Origin of the sequence: Vreelandella neptunia (assembly GCF_000712975.1) — a bacterium.
Lineage (GTDB): Bacteria > Pseudomonadota > Gammaproteobacteria > Pseudomonadales > Halomonadaceae > Vreelandella > Vreelandella qaidamensis.
Genome location: NZ_JHQL01000001.1, coordinates 784,264 through 805,993 on the forward strand (window position 1 = coordinate 784,264; position 21,730 = coordinate 805,993).

General features: G+C 51.7%; 21 protein-coding genes. 5 read left to right on the plus strand and 16 right to left on the minus strand.

Annotated elements, in window-relative coordinates:
• Positions 1-12 precede the first annotated feature (12 nt).
• Genes CR46_RS0103595 through CR46_RS0103605 form a run of 3 tightly spaced genes read right to left on the minus strand, consistent with a single transcriptional unit; the run spans position 13 to position 3,361 of the window.
• Positions 13-813 (minus strand): ABC transporter permease, encoded by an 801-nt coding sequence (locus tag CR46_RS0103595; RefSeq protein WP_030070156.1) that lies wholly within the window; start codon positions 811-813, stop codon positions 13-15.
• Positions 810-1,790, minus strand: a complete 981-nt coding sequence (locus CR46_RS0103600) for an ABC transporter permease (RefSeq protein WP_030070157.1) — start codon at positions 1,788-1,790, stop codon at positions 810-812. Before CR46_RS0103600 ends, CR46_RS0103595 begins: the two co-directional genes overlap by 4 nt.
• Positions 1,781-3,361 carry an ABC transporter substrate-binding protein gene (locus CR46_RS0103605; RefSeq protein ID WP_030070158.1) on the minus strand — a complete coding sequence of 527 codons (1,581 nt, stop codon included), beginning with the start codon at positions 3,359-3,361 and terminating at the stop codon, positions 1,781-1,783. Before CR46_RS0103605 ends, CR46_RS0103600 begins: the two co-directional genes overlap by 10 nt.
• Before the next feature lie 119 nt (positions 3,362-3,480).
• Between CR46_RS0103605 and nikR the strand changes: the two genes are divergently transcribed.
• Positions 3,481-3,882 carry a nickel-responsive transcriptional regulator NikR gene (nikR, locus tag CR46_RS0103610; protein WP_030070159.1) on the plus strand — a complete coding sequence of 134 codons (402 nt, stop codon included), beginning with the start codon at positions 3,481-3,483 and terminating at the stop codon, positions 3,880-3,882.
• A 71-nt stretch (positions 3,883-3,953) separates the two neighbouring features.
• On the opposite strand, the gene CR46_RS0103615 is transcribed toward nikR, so the two are convergent.
• The gene (locus CR46_RS0103615; protein ID WP_009722554.1) at positions 3,954-4,436 is read right to left on the minus strand and encodes an FKBP-type peptidyl-prolyl cis-trans isomerase; all 483 of its coding nucleotides are present in this window, start codon (positions 4,434-4,436) and stop codon (positions 3,954-3,956) included.
• Positions 4,437-4,614: 178 nt separating this feature from the next.
• Between CR46_RS0103615 and CR46_RS0103620 the strand changes: the two genes are divergently transcribed.
• Positions 4,615-4,896 (plus strand): hypothetical protein, encoded by a 282-nt coding sequence (locus CR46_RS0103620; RefSeq protein ID WP_030070160.1) that lies wholly within the window; start codon positions 4,615-4,617, stop codon positions 4,894-4,896.
• Between the two features lie 161 nt (positions 4,897-5,057).
• On the opposite strand, the gene CR46_RS0103625 is transcribed toward CR46_RS0103620, so the two are convergent.
• The 9 genes from CR46_RS0103625 to CR46_RS0103665 form a co-directional block, all read right to left on the minus strand.
• Positions 5,058-5,525: an outer membrane lipoprotein gene (locus tag CR46_RS0103625; protein ID WP_030070161.1), complete on the minus strand. Its 468-nt coding sequence runs from the start codon at positions 5,523-5,525 to the stop codon at positions 5,058-5,060.
• Positions 5,526-5,823: 298 nt separating this feature from the next.
• Positions 5,824-7,422 carry an isocitrate lyase gene (locus CR46_RS0103630; RefSeq protein ID WP_030070162.1) on the minus strand — a complete coding sequence of 533 codons (1,599 nt, stop codon included), beginning with the start codon at positions 7,420-7,422 and terminating at the stop codon, positions 5,824-5,826.
• 446 nt (positions 7,423-7,868) lie between these two features.
• The gene (locus CR46_RS0103635; RefSeq protein ID WP_030070163.1) at positions 7,869-8,291 is read right to left on the minus strand and encodes a GNAT family N-acetyltransferase; all 423 of its coding nucleotides are present in this window, start codon (positions 8,289-8,291) and stop codon (positions 7,869-7,871) included.
• A gap of 2 nt (positions 8,292-8,293) precedes the next feature.
• Positions 8,294-9,475, minus strand: coding sequence for a cupin domain-containing protein (locus tag CR46_RS0103640; RefSeq protein WP_030070164.1), 1,182 nt, complete (start codon positions 9,473-9,475; stop codon positions 8,294-8,296).
• A gap of 55 nt (positions 9,476-9,530) precedes the next feature.
• Positions 9,531-10,916, minus strand: coding sequence for an adenylosuccinate lyase (gene purB, locus CR46_RS0103645; protein WP_030070165.1), 1,386 nt, complete (start codon positions 10,914-10,916; stop codon positions 9,531-9,533).
• 147 nt (positions 10,917-11,063) lie between these two features.
• Positions 11,064-11,702: a high frequency lysogenization protein HflD gene (gene hflD, locus CR46_RS0103650; protein ID WP_030070166.1), complete on the minus strand. Its 639-nt coding sequence runs from the start codon at positions 11,700-11,702 to the stop codon at positions 11,064-11,066.
• Complete coding sequence (gene mnmA / locus CR46_RS0103655) at positions 11,699-12,841, minus strand: tRNA 2-thiouridine(34) synthase MnmA (protein WP_030070167.1); 1,143 nt, start codon at positions 12,839-12,841, stop codon at positions 11,699-11,701. The genes hflD and mnmA overlap by 4 nt, the downstream gene beginning before the upstream one ends.
• A gap of 73 nt (positions 12,842-12,914) precedes the next feature.
• Positions 12,915-13,376 carry an NUDIX hydrolase gene (locus CR46_RS0103660; protein WP_030070168.1) on the minus strand — a complete coding sequence of 154 codons (462 nt, stop codon included), beginning with the start codon at positions 13,374-13,376 and terminating at the stop codon, positions 12,915-12,917.
• Positions 13,373-13,975 carry a pseudouridine synthase gene (locus CR46_RS0103665; protein WP_030070169.1) on the minus strand — a complete coding sequence of 201 codons (603 nt, stop codon included), beginning with the start codon at positions 13,973-13,975 and terminating at the stop codon, positions 13,373-13,375. Before CR46_RS0103665 ends, CR46_RS0103660 begins: the two co-directional genes overlap by 4 nt.
• Positions 13,976-14,261: 286 nt before the next feature.
• Here CR46_RS0103665 and CR46_RS0103670 point away from each other — a divergent pair, with 286 nt between their 5' ends.
• The 3 genes from CR46_RS0103670 (at position 14,262) to clpA (ending at position 19,555) form a co-directional block, all read left to right on the plus strand.
• Entirely contained in the window at positions 14,262-16,499 is a 2,238-nt protein-coding gene (locus CR46_RS0103670) for an NADP-dependent isocitrate dehydrogenase (RefSeq protein ID WP_030070170.1), read from the plus strand.
• Between the two features lie 317 nt (positions 16,500-16,816).
• Complete coding sequence (clpS, locus tag CR46_RS0103675) at positions 16,817-17,140, plus strand: ATP-dependent Clp protease adapter ClpS (RefSeq protein WP_035536235.1); 324 nt, start codon at positions 16,817-16,819, stop codon at positions 17,138-17,140.
• Positions 17,141-17,278: 138 nt separating this feature from the next.
• Positions 17,279-19,555, plus strand: coding sequence for an ATP-dependent Clp protease ATP-binding subunit ClpA (gene clpA, locus CR46_RS0103680; protein ID WP_030070172.1), 2,277 nt, complete (start codon positions 17,279-17,281; stop codon positions 19,553-19,555).
• Between the two features lie 194 nt (positions 19,556-19,749).
• On the opposite strand, the gene infA is transcribed toward clpA, so the two are convergent.
• The 3 genes from infA to aat all read right to left on the minus strand — a co-directional run bounded on the left by infA (position 19,750) and on the right by aat (position 21,625).
• On the minus strand, positions 19,750-19,968 hold the full coding sequence (gene infA, locus CR46_RS0103685) for a translation initiation factor IF-1 (RefSeq protein WP_007111068.1): 219 nt from the start codon (positions 19,966-19,968) through the stop codon (positions 19,750-19,752).
• Positions 19,969-20,107: 139 nt separating this feature from the next.
• On the minus strand, positions 20,108-20,842 hold the full coding sequence (locus tag CR46_RS0103690) for an arginyltransferase (protein ID WP_030070173.1): 735 nt from the start codon (positions 20,840-20,842) through the stop codon (positions 20,108-20,110).
• 30 nt (positions 20,843-20,872) lie between these two features.
• Positions 20,873-21,625, minus strand: a complete 753-nt coding sequence (gene aat / locus CR46_RS0103695; RefSeq protein ID WP_030070174.1) for a leucyl/phenylalanyl-tRNA--protein transferase — start codon at positions 21,623-21,625, stop codon at positions 20,873-20,875.
• Positions 21,626-21,730: the final 105 nt, after the last annotated feature.

Sequence of the window (21,730 nt, forward strand, 5' to 3'; positions counted from 1 at the left end):
AATTTCCTCCCGTTATAGGGCACGACGCAATTGCGCCGCTAAACGATCAATCGATAGCACCATCAGCAGTAACCCTAGGCCCGGGAAGACCCCTAACCACCAAAACCCCCCGGTTAAGTAGCGCATGGCATCGGCTAGTAATACCCCAATAGCGGGTTGGGTAGGGTCTAAACCCACGCCCAGAAAAGTCAGTGCGGCTTCATGCAAAATGGCGTGAGGAAATAACAACAGCGCGCCAACAATGCACTGGGGGAGTACATGGGGGAGTAAGTGGTGTACTAAAATAAAGCGGCGGCTTTTTCCTAGTGCCTGGGAAATGGCGATATAGGGGGCTTGTCGTAGGGAAAAGAGTTCCGCCCGCAGTATCCTGGCTAACCCTGGCCAGTGAGTAAGTGCCACCGCAATAATCACCGCCTGTGTGCCGCCGCCCAGCGCAAACGCCACCAACAGTAGCAGTATAAGGTGTGGGACACTTAACAGCGTGTCAATCAGCAGGCTAACGAGAGCGTCTAACGTGGTTGAGAGTGTAGCCAGTGTGGCGAGCGTTAACGCAATGAGTGTGCCGAGTAGGGCAGCGCTTAGCCCGACCCAGAAGCTGAGCCTTAACCCAGCCAGAGTTCGCGCCCACAGCTCACGCCCAAGAGCATCGGTGCCCAGCCAGTGATCGGTGCTCGGCGGCATAAGGCGCGCATCAAACTGCATGTGTGCTGAGCTATGACCTGCCCACCATTGGCTACTTATTAGCCACATCAGCAATATCAGTAGAAGACCAATATAGCCAGCGGCAGCTAAGCGTGGCTGGTTCATCCTCATGGCTGTTCCTTTGCCATGCGCGGGTCGATAAGTGGGTACAGGCTATCTGCGATCAGGTTTCCGACACTTACAAACAGCGCGGTAAACAGTGCTATCCCAAGAAGTAGGGGAACATCGCTGCGAAGTCCTGCTTCAATGGTGGCTTGACCAAGGCCTGGGTAGGCAAATACCTGCTCAATTAATAGGGAGCCGCCAAACAACTCACCCAGTGATGCGAAAGCGAGTGTTAGTGCTGGGAGGCTGGCATGACGTAGGCCATGACGCCAGGCGATATCAGATCGGCTGGCCCCTTGAGCGAAAGCGTGGAGGGCAATGTCGGAGTTCATCAGCGCTATCATGCGTGCGCGGGTATGAAGGGTGATGGTGGCAATACCTAGCAGAGCCAGTGTCGTTATCGGTAGTACTAAATGGTGTAATCGCGTCAGCGTGCTAACGTCTTGGTTGAGTACGCCTACAGGCCCGGCGCAGCAGGTTGGGGTCCAGCCGAGATAAACGGAGAACAGCATTACTGCCAGCATGCCAAGCCAAAAAGCAGGTGTTGAGGCGATTATATAGGCGTAGCCACTAATCAGCCGGTCAAGTAATGAACCTTCTTTCGCACCCGCGATGATGCCCAGCGCAAAGCCGACAGCCAACGACATTAGCCAAGCGCTACCCAGCAAGAGAAACGAGCGTTGGAAACGCTGAGTGATAACCTCGCTAACCGGTTGATTGTAGATATGGCTCCAACCTAACTCGCCACTTAGCAATTGGCTTAGCCAATGACCAAATTGAACGGCAGGCGAGGCATCAAAGCCCCACTTTTCAGCGATCAAGTCGCGCTGCTCAGGGCTGACCTGTGCCATTTGTGGGCCAAGGTAGGCATCCACAGGGTTAATTGGTGAGAGCATGACTAACCCAAATGACACTGCAGCGACGCATAGCAATACCAACGCTAGCCGTAGTAGGCGGCTTGCTAGTGTCTGAATCAACCGCACGTCCATCGCCACTCAAGCAGGTTGGCGGTAATCGGCCAGCCGTGGCCGTGAGGAGCAATGCCTAACTCTCCAAGATCCAGACAGGTGTTGGCGGCATACACATGGGTGAGGTTAACCAACCATGCCCAACTAGCATCACCTCTAAATCCATAGCCTGTATTGCCATCCCACTGGGCGGCTTGCCAGTGACGGTTAGCTTCCTCTGCTCCCGCGGCTGCTTGAGCAGCCTCTAAGTGACTATCCACTATTGGGTTTGTGTAGTAACCACTGTTATAGAAGCCAAACCCCGCGTGCTGGCTATGAAACAGGTAGTACACTTCTTGTGGGCTGTGACTACCAAAGCCAAATACAATGGCGTCTTGGTGCAATGCTTCACGCTGTATTTCGTCCCAGTGAAGGCCAGTCGGCTGCATCTCAATGCCCAGGGGGCGTACCATCTCGGCGCTTACCTGAGCGAGTAGTTGGCGAGTGGTGTCACTGGCGGAGTAGGTCAGCCGAAAACGGGCGGGCTGGCCGTTTTTATAGCGTAGCCCGTCGGAACGGCGCTCCCAGCCAGCTGCATCAAGTATTGTATTGGCACGATCACTGTCAGGTGCTGTAAAGGCTTCGTCATCAAGGCTCCAGGGTAGCCCATCGGCAGGGCCAAACGCGGGACGGCCAAAACCGTTCAGAGCAACATCTACTAGCGTTTCGCGATCCAGTGCCAGGTTGATAGCTTGGCGAATGGCGAGATCAGACGTTACATCGTTACCGATAGGAGCGCCAGACGCGGCCTGCTCGCCTGTGGCAGGCTGCATAGGAAATAAAATACCTCGATTATCAACGCTTTCCATGACGATGCGCTGCATATGACTTGGCAGGTTGGTGGCAAGCGCTGGTGGTACCGCAGCAAGGTCAAGCTGCCCGGCATGGGCCGCACTTAACGTAGACTCGTCGCCAGTAAATACAAACACTAGTCGTTCAAAGGCCGGTAAGGGGCCATAGAAATAGGGATTCCGCTCAACGATTAGTTGCTCACCCTCTTGCCATTCGACTAGGCGATAAGGGCCTGAGCCAAGCGGTCGTCTGCCGTAATCTTCTCGATAACCGTTGTCTCTACTAGCGTTAGGAACGATGCCGAGCGTCATTAGCTGATCAATAAAGGTAATACGCGGCGCGTTTAAAGAGATTTCTACGGTTGTGTTATCAATGGCGCTGGCTTTGTTTAGAGCGCTTAAATCGGCTCGGCCGCCAGCTTGCTTAGCGGCATTAAAGGTGTAGACAACATCTTTGGCAGTCAGCGGTGTGCCGTCACCAAAGCGGGCATCATCGCGAAGAGTGAGCGTCCAGGTGAGTCGATCTTCTGACAGTGCCCATGCGGTTGCTAAGCCGGCTTCCGGAGAATGATCATGGTTACGTGTCAGCAGCGTCGATTGAAAAAGCGGGCTACCGTATTGGCCCCAGCCCAACAGTGGGTCGAAGCCCTGTTCGGGTTCACCACCTATCGCCAAAATTAATTGATCTTTGCTGAAGGCGGGGGAGCTAAGCGCTACGCACGTAGCCGCCAGACCCAGTAAGATAGTGCGACGCATTAGGCACCCCAGAAACCGACTGTATGATGTTTTTACAATAACATCATACTTTGAGGGCTGGAAGTCACGGCGGCGCCGCACTTGGGAAGTGTAGTGGCATAGTGAGTTGAGGAGAGAGTATGCAACGAGTAACGGTAACGCTGGATGAAGACCTGCTGAGCGAGGTTGATGCATTGATGCATGCACGCGGCTACCAAAACCGCTCAGAGACGATACGCGATTTAACACGGAGTGGGTTAAAGCAAGCCAAAGAGGAGGTTGCGCCCGAAGCGCCGTGCATGGGGGCGCTCGTTTATGTTTACGATCATGCAGCGCGGGATTTATCGAAACGCTTAACCCGACACTCTCATGATCATCATGATCTAACGCTATCGACGCTTCATGTGCATATTAATCAGGATAGCTGTCTGGAAGTGGCGCTATTAAAGGGACAGGGTAGCGCTTTAAAGCAGTTTTCTGATGAAGTGACATCGTCACGTAGCGTGCGCTATGGTCAGTTAGTGATTATCCCAGAGGAGTAAAGAGGAAAAGTGGAGGAGCGCCCATTAAAAAGGGCGGCCCTAGGCCGCCCTTTAAGCACGCGATCAGCAACTTAGTGCTCTACGCCGCCTTCGCCGTGCACGTGACCGTGCTCGACTTCTTCCTGGCTTGCTTCACGAACGGTCGCAATCTCAACGTCAAAGTTAAGGTGCTGACCAGCCAGTGGGTGGTTGCCATCAACCACAACTGTGTCGCCTTCTACTTTCTTGACGGTAACCATCAGCGGGCCGCCTTGAGTCTGAGCTTGGAACTGCATGCCTGGCTCAATGCTTTCAACACCTTGGAACGCATCGCGAGGTACTTCTTGCATCAGCTGTTCTTGAACTTCACCGTAGCCCTCTTCTGGGGTTACTTTTACGTTCAGCTTATCGCCTTCGGCACGGCCTTCGAGTTCTTTTTCCAGACCCGGAATAATATTGCCAGCGCCGTGTAGATACGTCAGCGGCTCACGGCCTTCGGAACTGTCTAGCACTTCACCTGCATCATTGGTCAGGGTGTAGTGGAACGCGACAACCGAGTTTTGCGCAATTTGCATTTAATAACCTTTCGGTGAGTGCATGTCCCAACATGGTAACGCGTGAGAGCTTGCTTGTCAGGGGGTAAGCAGGCTTTTTCCACCTACCACACCTTTGGCGCTATTGCGCCACGGGGTAACCGGGGATACCCTACGACAATCTTTTTTCCCCCTAAGACAACCTTCACTGGAGTTGGTTATGACGATCTTATTGATTTGGGTTATTGCTTTTGTGCTAATTGCCTACTTTGCGAATAAACGCTGGGATAATGGTGTAAGCCAGGGATTGGATAAAATGCTACCTGGCGTATTAAAAACCCATGGGGAGAACCGCTATCTGTGGGTAATAGCATTAGCTGTACTGGGGGCAACTACCTTGATTCGCCCTGTCGACATCCTTCTTGTCGTTATCTTGCTGGCCATCATCGGCTTGATTATTGCTAAACTTGCCAACTGGGCCAGCAATAAAGTGACCCACTAATGCATTCAAGTGATCTACTAAGTTTTCAAGTGACTGACTAAAACATGCCTTGTTAATCGTCAACAAAGGCGAAAAAATGCCCGGCCAAATTGATTTGGCCGGGCATTTTTCTGTTACAGCGCTAACTACATTATTGAATGGGAGTGCTTGGTCAAGTGTGCTTAGTAGGGAGCTACGCTTAAGTTAGCGCCACTACCAATCAAGCGAACACGTTGCCCGGCTTGATACTGACGGTCAGCGCTCTGTACTACGATGACGTCGGTGCCATCATCACGACGGATTTCCATTTCTAATGCATTAATACGGTTTGCGCGGTCTTCTGCCGCAGTACCAGCAATGGCACCACCCAATGCGCCCGCGACGGTGGCTAACTGACGACCAGAGCCGCCACCTACTTGGCTACCCAACAGGCCGCCGATGACAGCGCCGCCGCCGCCGCCCAACAAGTTGCCTGTACGGCTGTCAGCCTGGATTTGTACAGGACGAACCGCAACGATGGTGCCATAGGTGACGCTTTGGCCTGTTTGCGCTTGATTGCCACGATATACATCACCTGAATAAGGCGCAGTGTTTGCACAGCCTGCCAGCGTGAGAATGCTCAATGCTGCAATCGGTAGTAAACGTTTCATTCAAACCTCCAGTGTGTCTTGACCCGCATGGCTGCAGGGCAGCTGCGATGGCGATGCGTTGGTTAGTTATAGAACAGTGTTCGCTAAAGATAACCTAAGCGATTAGATTTGACTAGCTAACCAGAAAAAAGATCACTTGTTAAAGTGTAGACAAGTATTAAGAAAGCAATGTGTAAAAACCGGCACGATGCTTAATGGAAGGAGTTTAGGAAGGTAAGGGAAGAGTGTTCTTGATATAAAACGACAAAAAACAGGGGGCTTTAGCCCCCTGTTGTGTTCTGCAAACTTAACGTTGCGTTTAGCCGAACTGGTTCATGGTGTTGTCTTTACCGCCGGCTTTAAGGGCTGCATCACCGTGGAAAAACTCTTTATGATCGTCGCCAATGTTAGAGCCAGCCATGTCCTGGTGCCGTACAGTAGCGATGCCCTGACGAATTTCCTGGCGCTGTACTCCTGCAACGTAGGCCAGCATGCCTTCGTCGCCAAAGTAACCTTTTGCCAAGTTGTCAGTGGAGAGTGCGGCCGTGTGGTAGGTCGGCAGCGTGATCAGGTGGTGGAAGATACCTGCTTCACGAGCGCCGTCACGCTGGAAGTTACGTGTCCACTCATCTGCTAGCTGACCAAGCTCGGTGTTGTCGTACTCAACACCCATCAGCTTGTCACGCTGGTAAGCAGACACATCTTTGCCTTCTTTTTCCCAGGCATCGAATACTTGCTGGCGGAAGTTCAGCGTCCAGTTAAACGAGGGTGAGTTGTTGTAAACCAGCTTCGCATCAGGCACAACATCGCGGATACGATTAACCATGCTGGCGATTTGGCCAACGTGGGGCTTCTCAGTTTCAATCCACAGCAGGTCGGCACCGTTTTGCAGGCTGGTGATACAGTCAAGCACAACGCGGTCTTCGCCGGTACCTGGTTTGAACTGGTAGAGGCCTGATGCCAACCGTTTTGGCTTAACTAGCTTGCCATTTTGCTTGATGACTACGTCGCCGTTATTGATATCGCTAGCATTTTCGATGACATCGCCATCCAAGAAGCTGTTGTACTGGTCGCCCAGATCGCCGGGTTCATTGGTGACTGCAATTTTCTGAGTAAGACCTGCGCCTAGCGAGTCGGTACGCGCCACGATAACGCCATCTTCAATGCCAAGCTCAAGGAAGGCGTAACGCACTGCATTGATTTTAGCCAGGAAGTCTTCGTGGGGAACGGTGACTTTGCCATCTTGGTGGCCGCACTGCTTCTCATCGGAAACCTGGTTTTCAAGCTGGATACAGCAAGCACCCGCCTGGATGAATTTTTTGGCCAGCAGGTACGTTGCTTCGGCATTACCAAAGCCAGCATCGATGTCAGCAATGATCGGTACGATATGCGTCTCGTAGTTGTCGATTTTGCTGATCAGCTCTTGTTCTTTAGCGCTATCGCCTGCTTCTTTAGCATCATCCAGGGCACGGAAAAGGTGGTTAAGTTCCCATGCGTCTGCTTGCTTCAAGAAGGTGTAAAGCTCTTCAATTAGATTAGCGACCGACGTTTTTTCATGCATTGACTGATCGGGCAGCGGGCCAAATTCAGAGCGCAGGGCAGCAACCATCCAGCCTGAAAGGTAAAGGTAGCTACGCTTGGTAGTACCAAAATGTTTTTTAATGGAAATCATTTTTTGCTGGCCAATAAAACCATGCCAGCACCCCAGAGACTGCGTGTACTTAGACGTATCAGCATCGTAGGCTGCCATGTCTTCACGCATAATTTTTGCCGTGTAACGTGCAATGTCCAAACCGGTATGGAAACGGTTCTGAGCACGCATGCGTGCAGCGTATTCAGGTTTGATCGCTTCCCATTTGCCGCCTTGAGCTTCGCGCAGTTGGGCCATTGCTTTGATATCGTCGAGCAGTCCTGACATAAGCTGTTTCCTCCGGGGTCGTGATAGCTATTCGCAAGTTAGCTTATTCTTATGCTGCACCTGCGAAGATGTGTTCAGCATTATCGAAATTCACCGCGCTGTCTCTACGCCAATTGTCTCAGAGCAAAACGTCTCTTAGCCAAACGTCGCATCAAAGAGTAACTGTTGTTGAGGCGCTTCTTTAAACGTCGATTACAGCGTTTTCAGTTTGGCGACGTTAAAGTTTTCGCCATAACGCTGCGGTGCAATAACTATCAACGAGAACGGCAGGTTCAACAATTGTCACTTGGGGGCAGAAGGGGTTGTAGCTCGACTACAGGAGCGTAGTAAAACGCACTGTTTGTGTAGTCGTTTTTCGTCAGATGAGCTGTAAATAGGGCAAAAAAAGCGCCACATGGTTAATAGCGCTTTCATTGTTTGATTGCAACGGTGGTGAAAAAGGAAGATTACAGCGTTAGTGACATCTCCCGATGAGGTATTCCAGCATCCATAAAGATGTCGCCATGCGCTATAAAACCTAAGCGCTGATAAAAGGCCAGGGCGTGTAACTGAGCGCTCAGTGCTACATGGTGATGGCCAGCTTCTTGGGCAGCCTGTATGGCAGCTTCCATGAGTTGATAGCCAATGCCAGCGCCACGCGCGCCATCTACTACCGCAACACGCCCAATATGGCCGTCGGGTAGCAGTCGTGCCGTTCCCACTGGCTGACCCTCAAGATAGGCGATGAAATGGCGACACTCTTCGTCACGGCCATCCCATTCTTCCTCTTGCGGTACGCATTGCTCTTCGATAAACACCACGCGGCGTATTTCGGAGGCTTCGTCCTTTAGCGTACTCCAATCACCGTTAATGATTGTTATCGTCGTCACCGCTACTCCTCGTCATCCTCTTCGCCCATAAAGCCTAAGCTTCCAGTGTTTACTAACTGTGTTATCAGGGCTGCCGCCCCATCAATGGCGAGTACGTCTTCATACATGGGTGACGGGTCGGCAAGCCGCTTGGCAAGTTCTTTTGAACAAGGATGTCCGTCGCCGTCTACAAAGAGCGTGGTGCCGTTGGCATCGCTTCGCCAAGCAAAGCGGGAACCTGGCATATGAAACAGTGGTTCACCGTGTTGTAGTTGAGCAACAAGGTCAGCTTCAGTCATTGGCACTTCAAGGGGCGCTACTTGGTCAATATATTTCGGTTGGGTCATGACGCGACCGAACCACTGAGCTATTTGCTCAGGATTATCCAAAGTGGAAAGTACGAACTGGCGCATACGCTCAACGGCAGCATCATCGAACTCACCGACTTGGCTGGCAGGTGCCATGCCTGCATCGCTATAGCGGTGAGAGTCAGAAAGCTGCTCTCCGAGATAGTCTGCGTAGGATGTAATGGCTTCATCCGCTGATGGTGCCCTAAACCCTACCGAGATAGTCATGCAGTCGTCGGTTTGGCTAACGCCATGGTGCGCCCAACCAGGGGGAAGGTAGAGCATATCGCCTGGTGCTAACGTCCAGTCAGAGTCAGCTTCAATCTCAAAGGTTTCAAGAATACGTAGATCGATACCTTGGATAATGGGCGCATTGTCTGGCTGCTTGCCGCCTAGTTGCCAGCGTCGGTGGCCGCTAGCCTGCAATAGGAAAACATCGTATTGGTCGATATGTGGGCCGACGCTACCGCCAGGCGGCGCATAACTGACCATGATGTCGTCCAATCGCCAGCGGGGAAGGAAATCAAATTCATCCATTAGTGCAGCGATAGATGGTACGTAGTGATCAACGGCTTGAACCAGGAGACTCCAGTTGCCTTCCGGCAACCGCTCAAAGGTTGCGTCGTCAAACGGGCCGTGTGAAACCTGCCAGGGGCCATCAGGCCCTTTTTCTTCCACAAGACGTGCTTCTACACCGGGTTCGCAGGCAAGCCCGGCTAGCTCATCGGGGTCGATGGGGCTAATAAAGTCGGGGATAGCGCCACGAATCAGCAGCGGCTTCTGCTGCCAGTAATTGGCCAAGAAGTCTTCGGGCGTTAAATCGCCCAACAATGTGAGTGGCTTATCGTGTTGGCTCATGGCGTTATCCTAGTTCAAATGAGCGCTGCGTCTTACTAAGGGCGCAGTGCGTCGTTTAGAGTGCAGCAAGCCGCTGGTTAAGTGCTTCGGCTTGAGCCTTCGCATTACCAATATAGCTGGCAGGAGAGAGGGCTTTTAACTCATTTTTAACCGACTCGGGTAGCTCAAGCGTATCAATAAAAGCAGCAAAGCCTGCTTGATCAATACGTTTGCCGCGGGTTAATTCTTTAAGCTTTTCGTAGGGCTTTTCGATGCCATAGCGACGCATAACCGTTTGAATTGGCTCGGCCAGTACTTCCCAGCTGTTATCCAGGTCTTCGGCTAGGCGCTCAGGATTCGCTTCCAGTTTGCTGATCCCCTTGAGGCTGGCATGATAGCCAATCAGACCGTAGGCCAAACCAACGCCTAAGTTACGCAGCACCGTGGAGTCTGTCAGGTCGCGTTGCCAGCGTGAAATCGGTAGCTTTTGAGCTAGGTGGCTTAGCACCGCGTTAGCCAGGCCCAGGTTGCCTTCCGAGTTCTCAAAGTCAATCGGGTTAACTTTATGCGGCATGGTTGATGAGCCAATTTCGCCTTCAACAGTGCGCTGCTTGAAGTAGCCCAGCGAAATATAGCCCCATACGTCGCGATCAAAGTCGATCAAAATGGTGTTGAAGCGGCAAATTGCATCGAAAAGCTCGGCAATGTAGTCGTGGGGCTCAATCTGTGTGGTGTAGGGGTTGAAGCTTAGTCCTAAGCCTTCCACAAAGGTGCGTGCGTTGGCTTCCCAGTCAATGTCTGGGTAGGTTGTCAGGTGGGCGTTGTAATTACCCACAGCACCGTTAATTTTACCTAGTATTTCTACACGTTCGATTTGTTTGAGCTGGCGCTTAAGCCGATAGGCCACATTGGCCATTTCCTTGCCTAGCGTTGTGGGGCTGGCAGTTTGTCCATGGGTGCGCGAAAGCATCGGTTGAGCCGCGTGCGCAATGGCCAATTTAGCAATCTCATCGGCGACTTCATGCAGGGTGGGCAGAGTGGCTTTTAGGCCATCCGCCAGCATAACGCCGTAGGAAAGATTGTTGATGTCTTCGCTGGTGCAAGCGAAGTGAATAAATTCAGTGACCGCGTTGAGCTCGGGTTGCCCCGCAATCTTCTCTTTCAAGAAATACTCAACCGCTTTGACATCGTGGTTGGTGGTGCGCTCTATTTCTTTAATGCGTTCGGCATCTTCGACAGAAAAGTCACGAATCAACTGCTCAAGAAAAGCCGTCGCTTCGACTGATAGCGGCGGTACTTCGACAATTTGGCTGTGGTCTGCAAGGCGCTGCAGCCAGCGCACTTCCACAATCACGCGAGCACGGATAAGACCGAATTCGCTGAAGTGCTCCCGTAGGGCGGCGGCTTTTGCGCCGTAGCGTCCGTCAACGGGGGAGAGGGCGGTCAAAGCAGAGAGTTGCATGGCTTGGTTTCCAAGGTGGTCTGAAGACAGTGGTTCTAAAGGCAAGAGTTCGAACATAATGGTTCGAAAACAATGATTCGAAAACAATGGTCCGAAAACAATAGTTCAAAAAAATGGCTCGAAGTGCCTAGATGAGCGGTGGGCGCGTTAGCCAAGGCTATCAAGCGCCCGCCTCAACGCTTTACGCTGGAAAACAAGCTTCCAGCGACGGCCGCCTTGCTGATGCCATAACAGCGCAAAACGAATGCCGGCCATCAAGCAGGCGCGCACCCTTTCAGGCATCATACGAGTCTGCAGTAAAGAGGGATCGCCCTGAACCACGATGCGGGTTTTAAACGTCGAAATGGTCTCTTGGTAGGCATCACCGAGGCTTGCAATCACATTTTCATGGGTGCTGCCAAAGTGCTCTGCCTGTCCCTGTACATGGGAAAGCTTTTGACCAAGTAACTCCATCATATGGCGGTCGGTGCGCAGTTTATTCATTAAAAGTAGCAGCGAAAAACCGTAACGGAGAACCACAGGATTAGCTTGTTTACGGCCAACCAGGGCTTCGAGTGTTTCTAATCCGCGGCGTAAATTGTTGGGGTGGCCGCCATAAATAGCCTCAAAGCTTGCTGGGTTGGTGTCCACGGTTGCATTGATGAGTGTTTCCCAGGCACGGGGATCGACTTGCCCGGTGCGCGCGAGTTCATCTACTAAACTAGCGGATTGAAAGACACCGGCCAGCGCTAGTGCTTGACGCGTGGCTTGAGAATCTGGTGCGCGATGAATAGGGGTAGCGCTCATGCAGCGGTCTCCGTGGTGTTCCAAATGGCGCGAATAACGCCGCCGCCTAAGCAAATATCATCATCATAAAGTACCAATGACTGGCCAGGTGTTACCGCCCACTGAGGATCATCAAACACCACTTCAACAGTGCCGTCGGGCAACGTATGGACTTCACACGGGCAATCACTTTGACGATAGCGGGTTTTGGCGGTGTAACGGCCATGTGCGGCTGGCGGTTCACCTGCTACCCAGTCCATGGCTTCAGTGGCCAATGCATTGGTAAACAGCAGGGGGTGATGCTTGCCTTGGACGGCAATCAATACATTGCGCTCAAGGTCTTTGGCCGCCACGTACCATGGGTCTTCCGAATAGTTGGCTAAGCCACCAATGCCTAGCCCTTGACGCTGTCCCAGGGTGTAGTACATCAGTCCCATATGCTTGCCAATGACATCGCCTTCGGGCGTTTCAATGTTGCCGGGTTGTGCGGGCAGGTATTGCTGCAAAAAGTCGCGGAAGCGGCGCTCACCGATAAAGCAAATACCAGTAGAGTCTTTTTTCTTGGCGGTAATAAGATCGTGCTGTTCTGCCAAGGCTCTAACGACAGGTTTTTCCAGCTCACCAACAGGAAACAGAGTACGGGCAATTGCCGCTTCAGGCACAGCGTGTAGGAAATAGCTTTGATCTTTATTGCTATCCACACCTTTTAGCAGGCGTGGACGCCCTTCGCGAACTCCTTGTCGAACATAGTGCCCGGTTGCGATTTTATCGGCGCCTAACATTTCAGCGTAGTCTAGAAAGACCTTAAATTTGATCTCTCGGTTACATAGAATATCGGGATTGGGCGTTCTGCCCGCTTTATATTCGGCCAAAAAGTGCTCGAAGACGTTATCCCAATACTCGGATGCGAAATTGGCCGTATGCAACTTGATGCCCAGCTTCTCACACACGGCCTCTGCATCGGCAAGGTCTTCTTTTGCCGTGCAGTATTCGGTGCCGTCGTCTTCATCCCAATTCTTCATAAACAGGCCCTCAACCTCGTACCCTTGTTGGAGTAGAAGGAGAGCAGAAACCGATGAGTCAACGCCGCCCGACATACCAACGATTACTTTTTGGGTCTCGGGCGCTTCAGGAATAGACGTGCCATGGGTGGATGTCATTGGCATCCTCAGTTGAAGTAGTGTGCAATTGGGCGCTGATTATACACGATGGAGGCTTGGTGCTTCGAGTGCTTCACTCATGAATCACAGCCAGAGGGTAACAGTGGCCCTTAATGGCGTTTTCGATTCGTTTAAGCACTAGGGGGCTGCGCAGCCGACCGGCATCGCCGAGGACTTTAATGTCATCCAATGTGAGCCAGTGAGTGGCGGTGATATCGCTATCAATGGGTGACGAGAGCATGACGTCTGGTGTCGCTATAAAACCATGACTATGAAAGGTAAGGCCTTCTGGCGTGTGGAATACGTAAAGACCTAAATAGTCGGTTAGCGTCACCTGCCAAGCGGTCTCTTCCTGCACTTCGCGCAAAATGGCTGCCATCGGCCCTTCGCCAGGCTCTACATGCCCAGCCGGTTGGTTAAAAACGGTTTGCCTACCGCCGCGGGCTTCTTCCACCATCAAAAAACGGTCGTCGCGCTGAATCACGCAGGCAACGGTGCTTCTGATGATGGCGTTTTTGATTGTCTTACTGCTCATTTTGAGTGCCTGTGCCGAGGAGTGCCGCTGCGCTTTGGTGCTTTAGTGGGGCGTGGGGCGTGTAGTGTTTCTTTGCGCCACTCGCCAGGGGCCAGATCGCCAAGTTGCCATGGGCCAATGGCTGCGCGTACTAACCTCAGCGTGGGAAAGCCCACGTGGGCGGTCATGCGACGAACTTGGCGGTTGCGGCCTTCAGTAATGGTTAACTCTATCCAACTGGTGGTTGGGTGGCGCTTAGGGTCAATCCTTGGGTCGCGTTGGGCGATGGCAGGTGGCTCAATGCGCCGCGCTTTTGCTGGCTGGGTGGGGCCATCTTTTAACGTGATGCCGTTTTTCAGGGCACTCATTGCCTCATCATCAATCTGCCCTTCGAGCTGCACCCAGTAAGTTTTGGGCTGTTTGTGTCGCGGGTGGGCAATACGGTGGATAAGGCTTCCATCATCGCTTAATAGCAAAAGGCCTTCCGAGTCGTAGTCAAGCCTGCCTGCGGCGTAAACGCCAGGCATATCGATAACATTGGCTAATGTGTCTCGGCCTTGCTTATCAGTAAACTGGGAAAGCATGCGATAGGGTTTATGCAATAAATATAGGGTGCTCATAATTTCGTTTAGGGGTCGCCCTTGATTTGTCGACAATCTCTCATGCGATTAAAATGCAGCGCTGGTATACTTCGGGCTAGCTCTCAAACAGCGGTCAAATCGCGCTGGAGTTGCCATTATTATCACTGCAAAACTATAGAAAGAACTGCCGTAAGAACCACCGATTGATAACCGGGAAAGCCAATTATATGGCCCCGCCTGCTTCGCGGCATGGTCTCTCGTTCAATGAGTCGCGTCGCTCAGGATCTTTATAATCACAGCGATAGAAAAAAGAGGTTAACGCAAAATGTCTAAAACGCCGAAGATCATCTACACGCTCACCGACGAGGCACCTGCGCTCGCGACATACTCTTTGCTACCGATTATTGATGCATTCACCGACGCTGCTGGTATCGAGGTGGAAACCCGTGATATCTCCCTGGCGGCTCGCGTTCTCTCTCTGTTCCCAGACTACTTGACCGAAGAGCAGCGTATCGAAGATCACTTGGCTGAATTGGGTGCTCTGGCTAAGGTTCCCGAAGCCAATATCATCAAGTTACCAAATATTAGTGCCTCTATGCCGCAGCTGCGTGCTGTGATCAAAGAGCTGCAAGAACAGGGTTACAAACTACCCGAATATCCGGACGACCCAAGCAGCGACGAAGAGAAAGATATCAAAGCGCGCTATGACAAAGTGAAAGGCAGCGCAGTTAACCCCGTATTGCGTGAAGGTAATTCCGACCGTCGCGCACCAAAGGCCGTGAAAGAGTACGCACGCAAGTATCCGCACTCGATGGGAGAGTGGAGCCAAGCATCGCGTACCCATGTTTCGCACATGCATAGCGGCGACTTCTACCATGGTGAGAAGTCGATGACCCTGGATCGCGCCCGCAACGTCAAAATGGAGCTGATCACCGCCAGCGGTGAAACCAAGGTGCTCAAGCCACGAGTCGAGCTGCTTGACGGCGAAATCATCGACAGCATGTTTATGAGCAAGAAAGCACTGCTGGATTTTTACGAGCGTGAAATCGAAGATGCGCGTAAGACCGGTGTGATGTTCTCACTGCACGTTAAAGCAACCATGATGAAGGTCTCGCACCCCATCGTGTTTGGGCACTGCGTTAAAATTTTCTACAAGGACGCCTTTGAAAAGCACGGTGAGCTGTTCAAAGAGCTAGGGGTCGATGTTAACAACGGTATCGCTAATCTTTACGACAAGATTGCGACCTTGCCGGAATCTCAGCGTGATGAGGTCATTAGTGACTTGCATGCGTGCCATGACAAGCGCCCAGAGCTGGCAATGGTTGATTCGGCTCGTGGCATCACCAACTTCCACTCGCCCAGCGATGTGATTGTAGACGCTTCTATGCCAGCGATGATTCGTGCTGGCGGCAAGATGTACGGTGCCGATGGTCGTCTCAAGGACGTCAAAGCCGTCATGCCTGAGTCGACCTTCGCGCGTATCTATCAGGAAATGATTAATTTCTGTAAATGGCACGGTGCGTTTGACCCAGCCACTATGGGTACCGTACCTAATGTTGGTCTGATGGCGCAGAAAGCTGAAGAATACGGCTCTCATGATAAGACCTTCGAAGTGCCAGAAGATGGCGTGGCGAACATCACTGACCTAGATACCGGCGAAGTGCTGTTATCGCAGAACGTAGAGCAGGGCGATATCTGGCGTATGTGTCAGGTTAAAGACGCGCCGATTCGCGACTGGGTTAAGCTGGCCGTGGAGCGCTGCCGTGACTCTGGTATGCCCACCGTCTTCTGGCTCGACCCTTACCGTCCGCACGAAAACGAGTTGATCAAGAAGGTCAAAACGTATCTCAAGGATCACGACACTGATGGGCTTGAAATCCACATCATGTCCCAAGTTCGGGCGATGCGTTACACCCTTGAGCGTGTGATTCGTGGTCTCGACACGATCTCGGTGACAGGCAACATTCTCCGCGATTACCTGACCGACTTATTCCCGATTCTTGAGTTGGGTACGAGCGCCAAAATGCTTTCTATCGTGCCGTTGATGGATGGCGGTGGTCTGTTTGAAACAGGCGCTGGTGGTTCCGCACCTAAGCACGTTCAGCAGTTGCTTGAAGAGAACCACCTGCGTTGGGACAGCCTGGGTGAGTTCTTGGCGCTAGTTGCTTCTTTGGAGCACCTTGCCAAACGGTTTGGCAATGACCGTGCTAAGCTGCTGGCGAAAGCGTTGGATGAAGCTAACGGCAAGTTCCTAGAAAGCAACAAGTCACCTTCACGCAAAGTGGGTGAGCTTGATAACCGTGGCAGCCATTTCTATCTGGCGCTGTATTGGGCAGAAGCATTGGCAAACCAGGATCAAGATGCTGAGCTGAAAACACGCTTTGCTCGCTTGGTAGAAACGCTGAAAGCAAATGAAGCTACGATCATTGACGAGCTGAATAGCGTGCAAGGCCAGCCTGTTGACCTTAAAGGCTATTACCACCCGAATGGGGAAGTAGCGAGCCAAGTCATGCGCCCGAGCAAGACGCTCAACGAAGCCCTTGCAATGGTCGCTAACGGTTAAGGTCTTAAATCACAAGCAATCTGCGCTGCCGCTGAGCAACGCGTATGAAAACGCTGTGATATCCCTCGCCCGCCTTAGTGGGCGAGGGTTTTTTGTCTTATGTAATATGCTAATTTTATATTTTCCATGAACCCTTGCTGGGATTGGGCGTCTTACTGTGGTAAGCCAAGCTGGAGTAATGAGATTTCGAGTCATTGAAGCCTAGGATGGATGACTCAAGCGCCGTAAGACACCACCCGCCAGCTAAGAGACGATAAACCTTGCTGCTTATGCCTATTACAGACAGCCCATACATCGTGGCTACCCTGCATGCAGGGATGACTCGGCCTGATGCGCCTGATTATGATGATGACTTAGCCGTTCAACCGGCTGATCCTGAACTAGCTCGGCCACCCTTGTACAAAGTGATACTTCATAACGATGATTACACGCCGATGGAATTCGTTGTTGAGGTATTACAAGGGTTTTTTAATATGGATAGCGAGCAAGCGGTACAAGTGATGCTTGCAGTGCATACCCAAGGCAAAGCGACATGCGGTATCTTTACACGGGATATTGCTGAAACGAAAAGTTACCAGGTAAACGAATATGCCCGCGAATGCGAGCATCCTTTAATGAGCGATATCGAAGCTGCCGACTGAAAGCGTTGAAAAAAATTAGCGATGGGCCTTGCAAGTGCGCCGTTTGTACCCGATGTTGAAAGTGCCGGTCGATTAAACTGATCCGACGCAAGCCCTAGGTGGCGACACGCCCTAGGTAGTAGCGAAAAGGGGACTGCCATGCTGAGCAAAGAACTTGAACTTACCCTGAACACGGCCTTCACCGTGGCTCGCTCAAAGCGCCACGAGTTTATGACCGTTGAGCACCTGCTTCTGGCGTTGCTGGATAATGCGTCAGCAGTTGACGTGTTGAAGGCGTGTGGGGCGAATCTCGATAAGCTGCGGTCCGATCTGCAGGATTTTATTAATTCGACCACACCATTGATTCCTGAAAGCCAAGCGGACCGCGAAACACAACCAACGCTTGGATTCCAGCGCGTACTGCAACGTGCGGTATTCCACGTGCAGTCATCTGGCAAGAGCGAAGTTACCGGTGCTAATGTACTGGTCGCTATTTTCTCTGAACAGGAAAGCCAAGCGGTTTACTTCCTAAAACAGCAAAGCGTTGCGCGCGTAGATGCGGTTAACTACATCGCTCATGGTATTTCTAAAGTCTCCGGTCATGGTCCTGCGCCTTCGCCATCTTCCCAAGAGAGTGAAGATGCTGAAGAGGGTAGTGCAGAAGGCGCTGCGCATCCGTTAACCGGTTACGCTACCAATCTGAATGAGCAGGCGCGTCAAGGCAAAATAGACCCATTGATTGGCCGTGACCATGAGCTTGAGCGTGTGGTGCAAATTCTTGCCCGCCGTCGTAAGAATAACCCACTTCTAGTTGGTGAAGCTGGCGTTGGTAAAACTGCCATTGCAGAAGGCTTGGCGAAACGTATAGTTGAAGAAGATGTGCCTGACGTTATCGCCGATGCAGTGGTTTACTCGCTGGATATGGGTGCGCTATTGGCGGGTACCAAATACCGCGGTGATTTTGAAAAGCGTCTGAAAAGTCTGCTTAGTGAATTACGCAAGCAGCCTAATGCCGTGCTCTTTATCGATGAAATCCATACCGTAATAGGAGCTGGTGCAGCGTCTGGCGGTGTAATGGATGCCTCTAACCTGTTGAAGCCATTGCTTTCATCCGGCGAGTTGCGCTGTATTGGTTCAACAACATTCCAGGAGTTCCGCGGCATTTTTGAGAAAGATCGTGCTCTGGCTCGTCGATTCCAAAAAGTGGATGTGCTGGCACCTTCGGTGGATGACACCATCAAAATCCTTAAAGGATTGCGGTCTCGCTTTGAAGAGCACCATGAGCTTAAGTACACCGATGGCGCCTTAGAAAGTGCCGCACGCTTAGCTGATCGCTACATTAATGACCGTTACCTACCCGATAAAGCTATCGATGTGATTGACGAGGCGGGCGCGCATCAGCGTATGCTGCCGCCAGAAGTACGGGCGAATACAATTGATGTTGAGCAGGTAGAAGCGGTAGTGGCGTCTATTGCGCGTATTCCGCCCAAAAGTGTTTCAAGTTCGGACCGTAAGTTGCTTGAAAAGCTTGATCGCGACCTGAAAATGTTGGTGTTCGGACAAGATGAAGCCATCGATACCCTGTCGGCTGCTATCAAACTTTCCCGTGCAGGTTTGAAATCGCCAGATAAGCCGGTGGGGAGTTTCTTGTTTGCTGGTCCAACTGGTGTTGGTAAGACCGAAGTGGCTAAGCAGTTGGCGCATATCATGGGTATTGAGCTAGTACGCTTTGATATGTCGGAGTACATGGAGCGCCATACGGTTTCGCGTTTGATTGGTGCCCCGCCAGGCTACGTAGGCTATGACCAGGGTGGGCTGCTAACTGAAGCTGTCACCAAGCAGCCGCATTGTGTATTGCTGCTAGATGAGATTGAGAAGGCGCATCCTGAAGTGTTCAACCTGCTGCTGCAGGTCATGGATCACGGTCGTTTGACAGATAACAATGGCCGCGAAGCGGATTTCCGTCACGTTATCCTAATCATGACTTCCAATGCTGGGGCAGAGCAGGCATCACGGCGCTCTATCGGTTTCCAGAACCAGGATCACTCAACGGATGCGATGGAAGTGATTCGCCGCACCTTCTCGCCTGAGTTCCGCAATCGTTTGGATGGCATTATTCAATTCCATGCGCTGCAAACGTCGGTTGTGCGTAACGTTGTCGATAAATTCCTAATCGAGTTGCAGGCACAGTTAGACGAAAAGCGTGTGCAGCTTGAAGTCGATGATATGGCGAGAGACTGGCTGGCAGAGAAGGGGTATGACCCCGATATGGGGGCACGCCCAATGGCCCGCTTGATCCAGGAGAAACTGAAAAAGCCGTTGGCTGAGATGATTCTATTTGGCGAGCTGGCTGATCAAGGCGGTATTGTGCATGTTAACCTTGAAGAAGGTGAGCTGCATTTATCAACGGAGTCGGAGATGGCGGATGCGCCCTGAAAAGGGCGCTAAGGCTGACTAAGTTTTACACCTAAAACCTCACGCTCTTACTTCACTAAAGCACAGCGCCCTGTCATCGACGGGGCGTTGTCGTTTCCAGAGAGCGGCGCCGTACTTACGCTATGTTTGCACTGCATTTAAAAACGGGATGCGTGCATGCGCGGGCAGTGTTTGCTTGAAAGCGTTACCAAGTCTTAGCGCGAGCGATAAACAATACGGCCTTTTGACAGATCGTAGGGCGTCAGCTCTACTTTTACCTTGTCGCCTGTCAGGATACGGATGTAGTTTTTGCGCATCTTGCCTGAAATATGAGCGGTAACGACGTGGCCGTTTTCCAGCTCAACACGGAACATGGTGTTGGGAAGGGTATCAACAATAACGCCTTCCATTTCAATATGATCTTCGCGTGCCATATAGGCAGATCCTCACTTATTTAACGTAATGGTTTGGTCTAATCAGTCACTTCAATGGGCGTCGTCAGGTGACGGTTACCCAGTAAGCAGCGCTATATTGTGCCGTAAGCCTGCCAGCAAGGCAAAAAAGCTGGCAAGTTTAGTAAATTAAAGGCCGCCAATGGCGTCCGTCGAGTACTTCAATAGGGGTGAACGCCCGCTTATAGCGCATTTTTCGGCACTCCTCAATCCAATACCCAAGGTACAAGTGAGGTAGCGATTTTTCACCGCAAAGTTCTATTAGCTTGAGAATAGCAAAGGTTCCCAAGGATCGCTTTTCCAAGCCCTCATCAACACTGAAAAACGTATAAATAGCTGATAGTCCATGCTCAAGCTGATCAAAGGCTGCTACTGCGACGAGCTTTCCTTCTAGACGCATTTCTAAAAGATGCGCATAGGGTTCTTCAAGCGTTAAAAAAGTACGATACTGCTCTCTGCTCGGAGGATACATGTCGCCATCAGCATGACGTAAACGAATATAGTCTGCATAAAGCGTGTAATGATCAGCCTCATAGCGGGCAGGTACTATGCGCGTAACAATATCGGCATTGATGCGACGAATTTTGCGTTGGGTACGATTAGCGCTAAAGTCGCTGACGGGAATGCGTACCGAGCGACAAGCATTACACCCCTCACAGTGGGGGCGGTATAAATGGCGTCCGCTACGGCGAAAGCCTAGTAACGAAAGCGAGTCATAAACGCCGGGAACGGGAGATTCCTGGGGATCCAGAAACAGGGTGGTTGCCTCTTTGCCTGGAAGGTAGCTGCAAGCATGAGGAACGGTTAGGAAGAAGCGCAAATCCCGCACAGGGCGGCGAGGAGCGTTACTACTCACGGCTTGCCTCCTTGGTTAATCTGAATACGTTTACCATTCTGGGTGATGAGTCGAAGCGATGGCGTCGAGCCACGGCGATCCAGGTACAGTAGGCGCTTCATTGGTCATAGTCGTTAAGTTAAATGCCTTGTCAGGCAACCACTTTTCAAGATAGTTGATGAACGACGTGCGGGCGACTGTTGTCGCACCAAGGCTTGCCAAGTGGGGGGTATGCATCTGACAGTCGATAAGTTTACCCTCATGGTGCTGCATCGCATGGGCTAAGTGGGCGAGAGCAATTTTAGAAGCATCGGGCACTCGCGAAAACATCGATTCACCAAAGAAGACAGGCCCCATTGCTACGCCATAAAGCCCTCCCACTAGCTGGCCTTCAAGATGTACTTCAATGCTATGTGCGATACCTAGCTCGTGCAGGCGTTGGTAGGCGTCACGCATATCTTGATTGATCCAGGTGCCGGGCTCACCAGGGCGTGGCGCAGCGCATGCTTTAACAATGTTTTCAAACTGTTGATCCAAGGTGACAATAAAACCACCATGACGCAATCGCTTCACAAGGCTACGACGTCGCTTAAACTGTTCTGGTTGCAATACCATGCGTGGGTTGGGGCTCCACCATAGAATAGGCTCATCGTCGCTATACCATGGGAAAATACCTTTCTGGTAAGCACTGATTAGCCAGCATGGAGAAAGCTCTCCGCCGGCGGCAAGAAGGCCGTTAGGGGAGTCGAGAGCTAGGTCGGTAGAAGGAAAGATAGGCTGTGGCGATGAAAGCCAGGGTAACATTGATTGCTCCTGTTACTAGACACTTCGATAGAAGCTCTGTGACGGCGAAAGGATGCTCGGTATGATGCAAACTCGCAAGTGGATTAAAGACACCATTAAGGTGTA

Coding starts and splice junctions, on each gene's coding strand:
- CR46_RS0103595 (WP_030070156.1), bottom strand. CDS start 813: ATGAGGATGAACCAGCCACGCTTAGCTGCCGCTGGCTATATTGGTCTT.
- CR46_RS0103605 (WP_030070158.1), bottom strand. CDS start 3,361: ATGCGTCGCACTATCTTACTGGGTCTGGCGGCTACGTGCGTAGCGCTT.
- nikR (WP_030070159.1), top strand. CDS start 3,481: ATGCAACGAGTAACGGTAACGCTGGATGAAGACCTGCTGAGCGAGGTT.
- CR46_RS0103615 (WP_009722554.1), bottom strand. CDS start 4,436: ATGCAAATTGCGCAAAACTCGGTTGTCGCGTTCCACTACACCCTGACC.
- CR46_RS0103620 (WP_030070160.1), top strand. CDS start 4,615: ATGACGATCTTATTGATTTGGGTTATTGCTTTTGTGCTAATTGCCTAC.
- CR46_RS0103625 (WP_030070161.1), bottom strand. CDS start 5,525: ATGAAACGTTTACTACCGATTGCAGCATTGAGCATTCTCACGCTGGCA.
- CR46_RS0103630 (WP_030070162.1), bottom strand. CDS start 7,422: ATGTCAGGACTGCTCGACGATATCAAAGCAATGGCCCAACTGCGCGAA.
- CR46_RS0103640 (WP_030070164.1), bottom strand. CDS start 9,475: ATGAGCCAACACGATAAGCCACTCACATTGTTGGGCGATTTAACGCCC.
- purB (WP_030070165.1), bottom strand. CDS start 10,916: ATGCAACTCTCTGCTTTGACCGCCCTCTCCCCCGTTGACGGACGCTAC.
- hflD (WP_030070166.1), bottom strand. CDS start 11,702: ATGAGCGCTACCCCTATTCATCGCGCACCAGATTCTCAAGCCACGCGT.
- mnmA (WP_030070167.1), bottom strand. CDS start 12,841: ATGACATCCACCCATGGCACGTCTATTCCTGAAGCGCCCGAGACCCAA.
- CR46_RS0103660 (WP_030070168.1), bottom strand. CDS start 13,376: ATGAGCAGTAAGACAATCAAAAACGCCATCATCAGAAGCACCGTTGCC.
- CR46_RS0103665 (WP_030070169.1), bottom strand. CDS start 13,975: ATGAGCACCCTATATTTATTGCATAAACCCTATCGCATGCTTTCCCAG.
- CR46_RS0103670 (WP_030070170.1), top strand. CDS start 14,262: ATGTCTAAAACGCCGAAGATCATCTACACGCTCACCGACGAGGCACCT.
- clpS (WP_035536235.1), top strand. CDS start 16,817: ATGACTCGGCCTGATGCGCCTGATTATGATGATGACTTAGCCGTTCAA.
- clpA (WP_030070172.1), top strand. CDS start 17,279: ATGCTGAGCAAAGAACTTGAACTTACCCTGAACACGGCCTTCACCGTG.
- infA (WP_007111068.1), bottom strand. CDS start 19,968: ATGGCACGCGAAGATCATATTGAAATGGAAGGCGTTATTGTTGATACC.
- aat (WP_030070174.1), bottom strand. CDS start 21,625: ATGTTACCCTGGCTTTCATCGCCACAGCCTATCTTTCCTTCTACCGAC.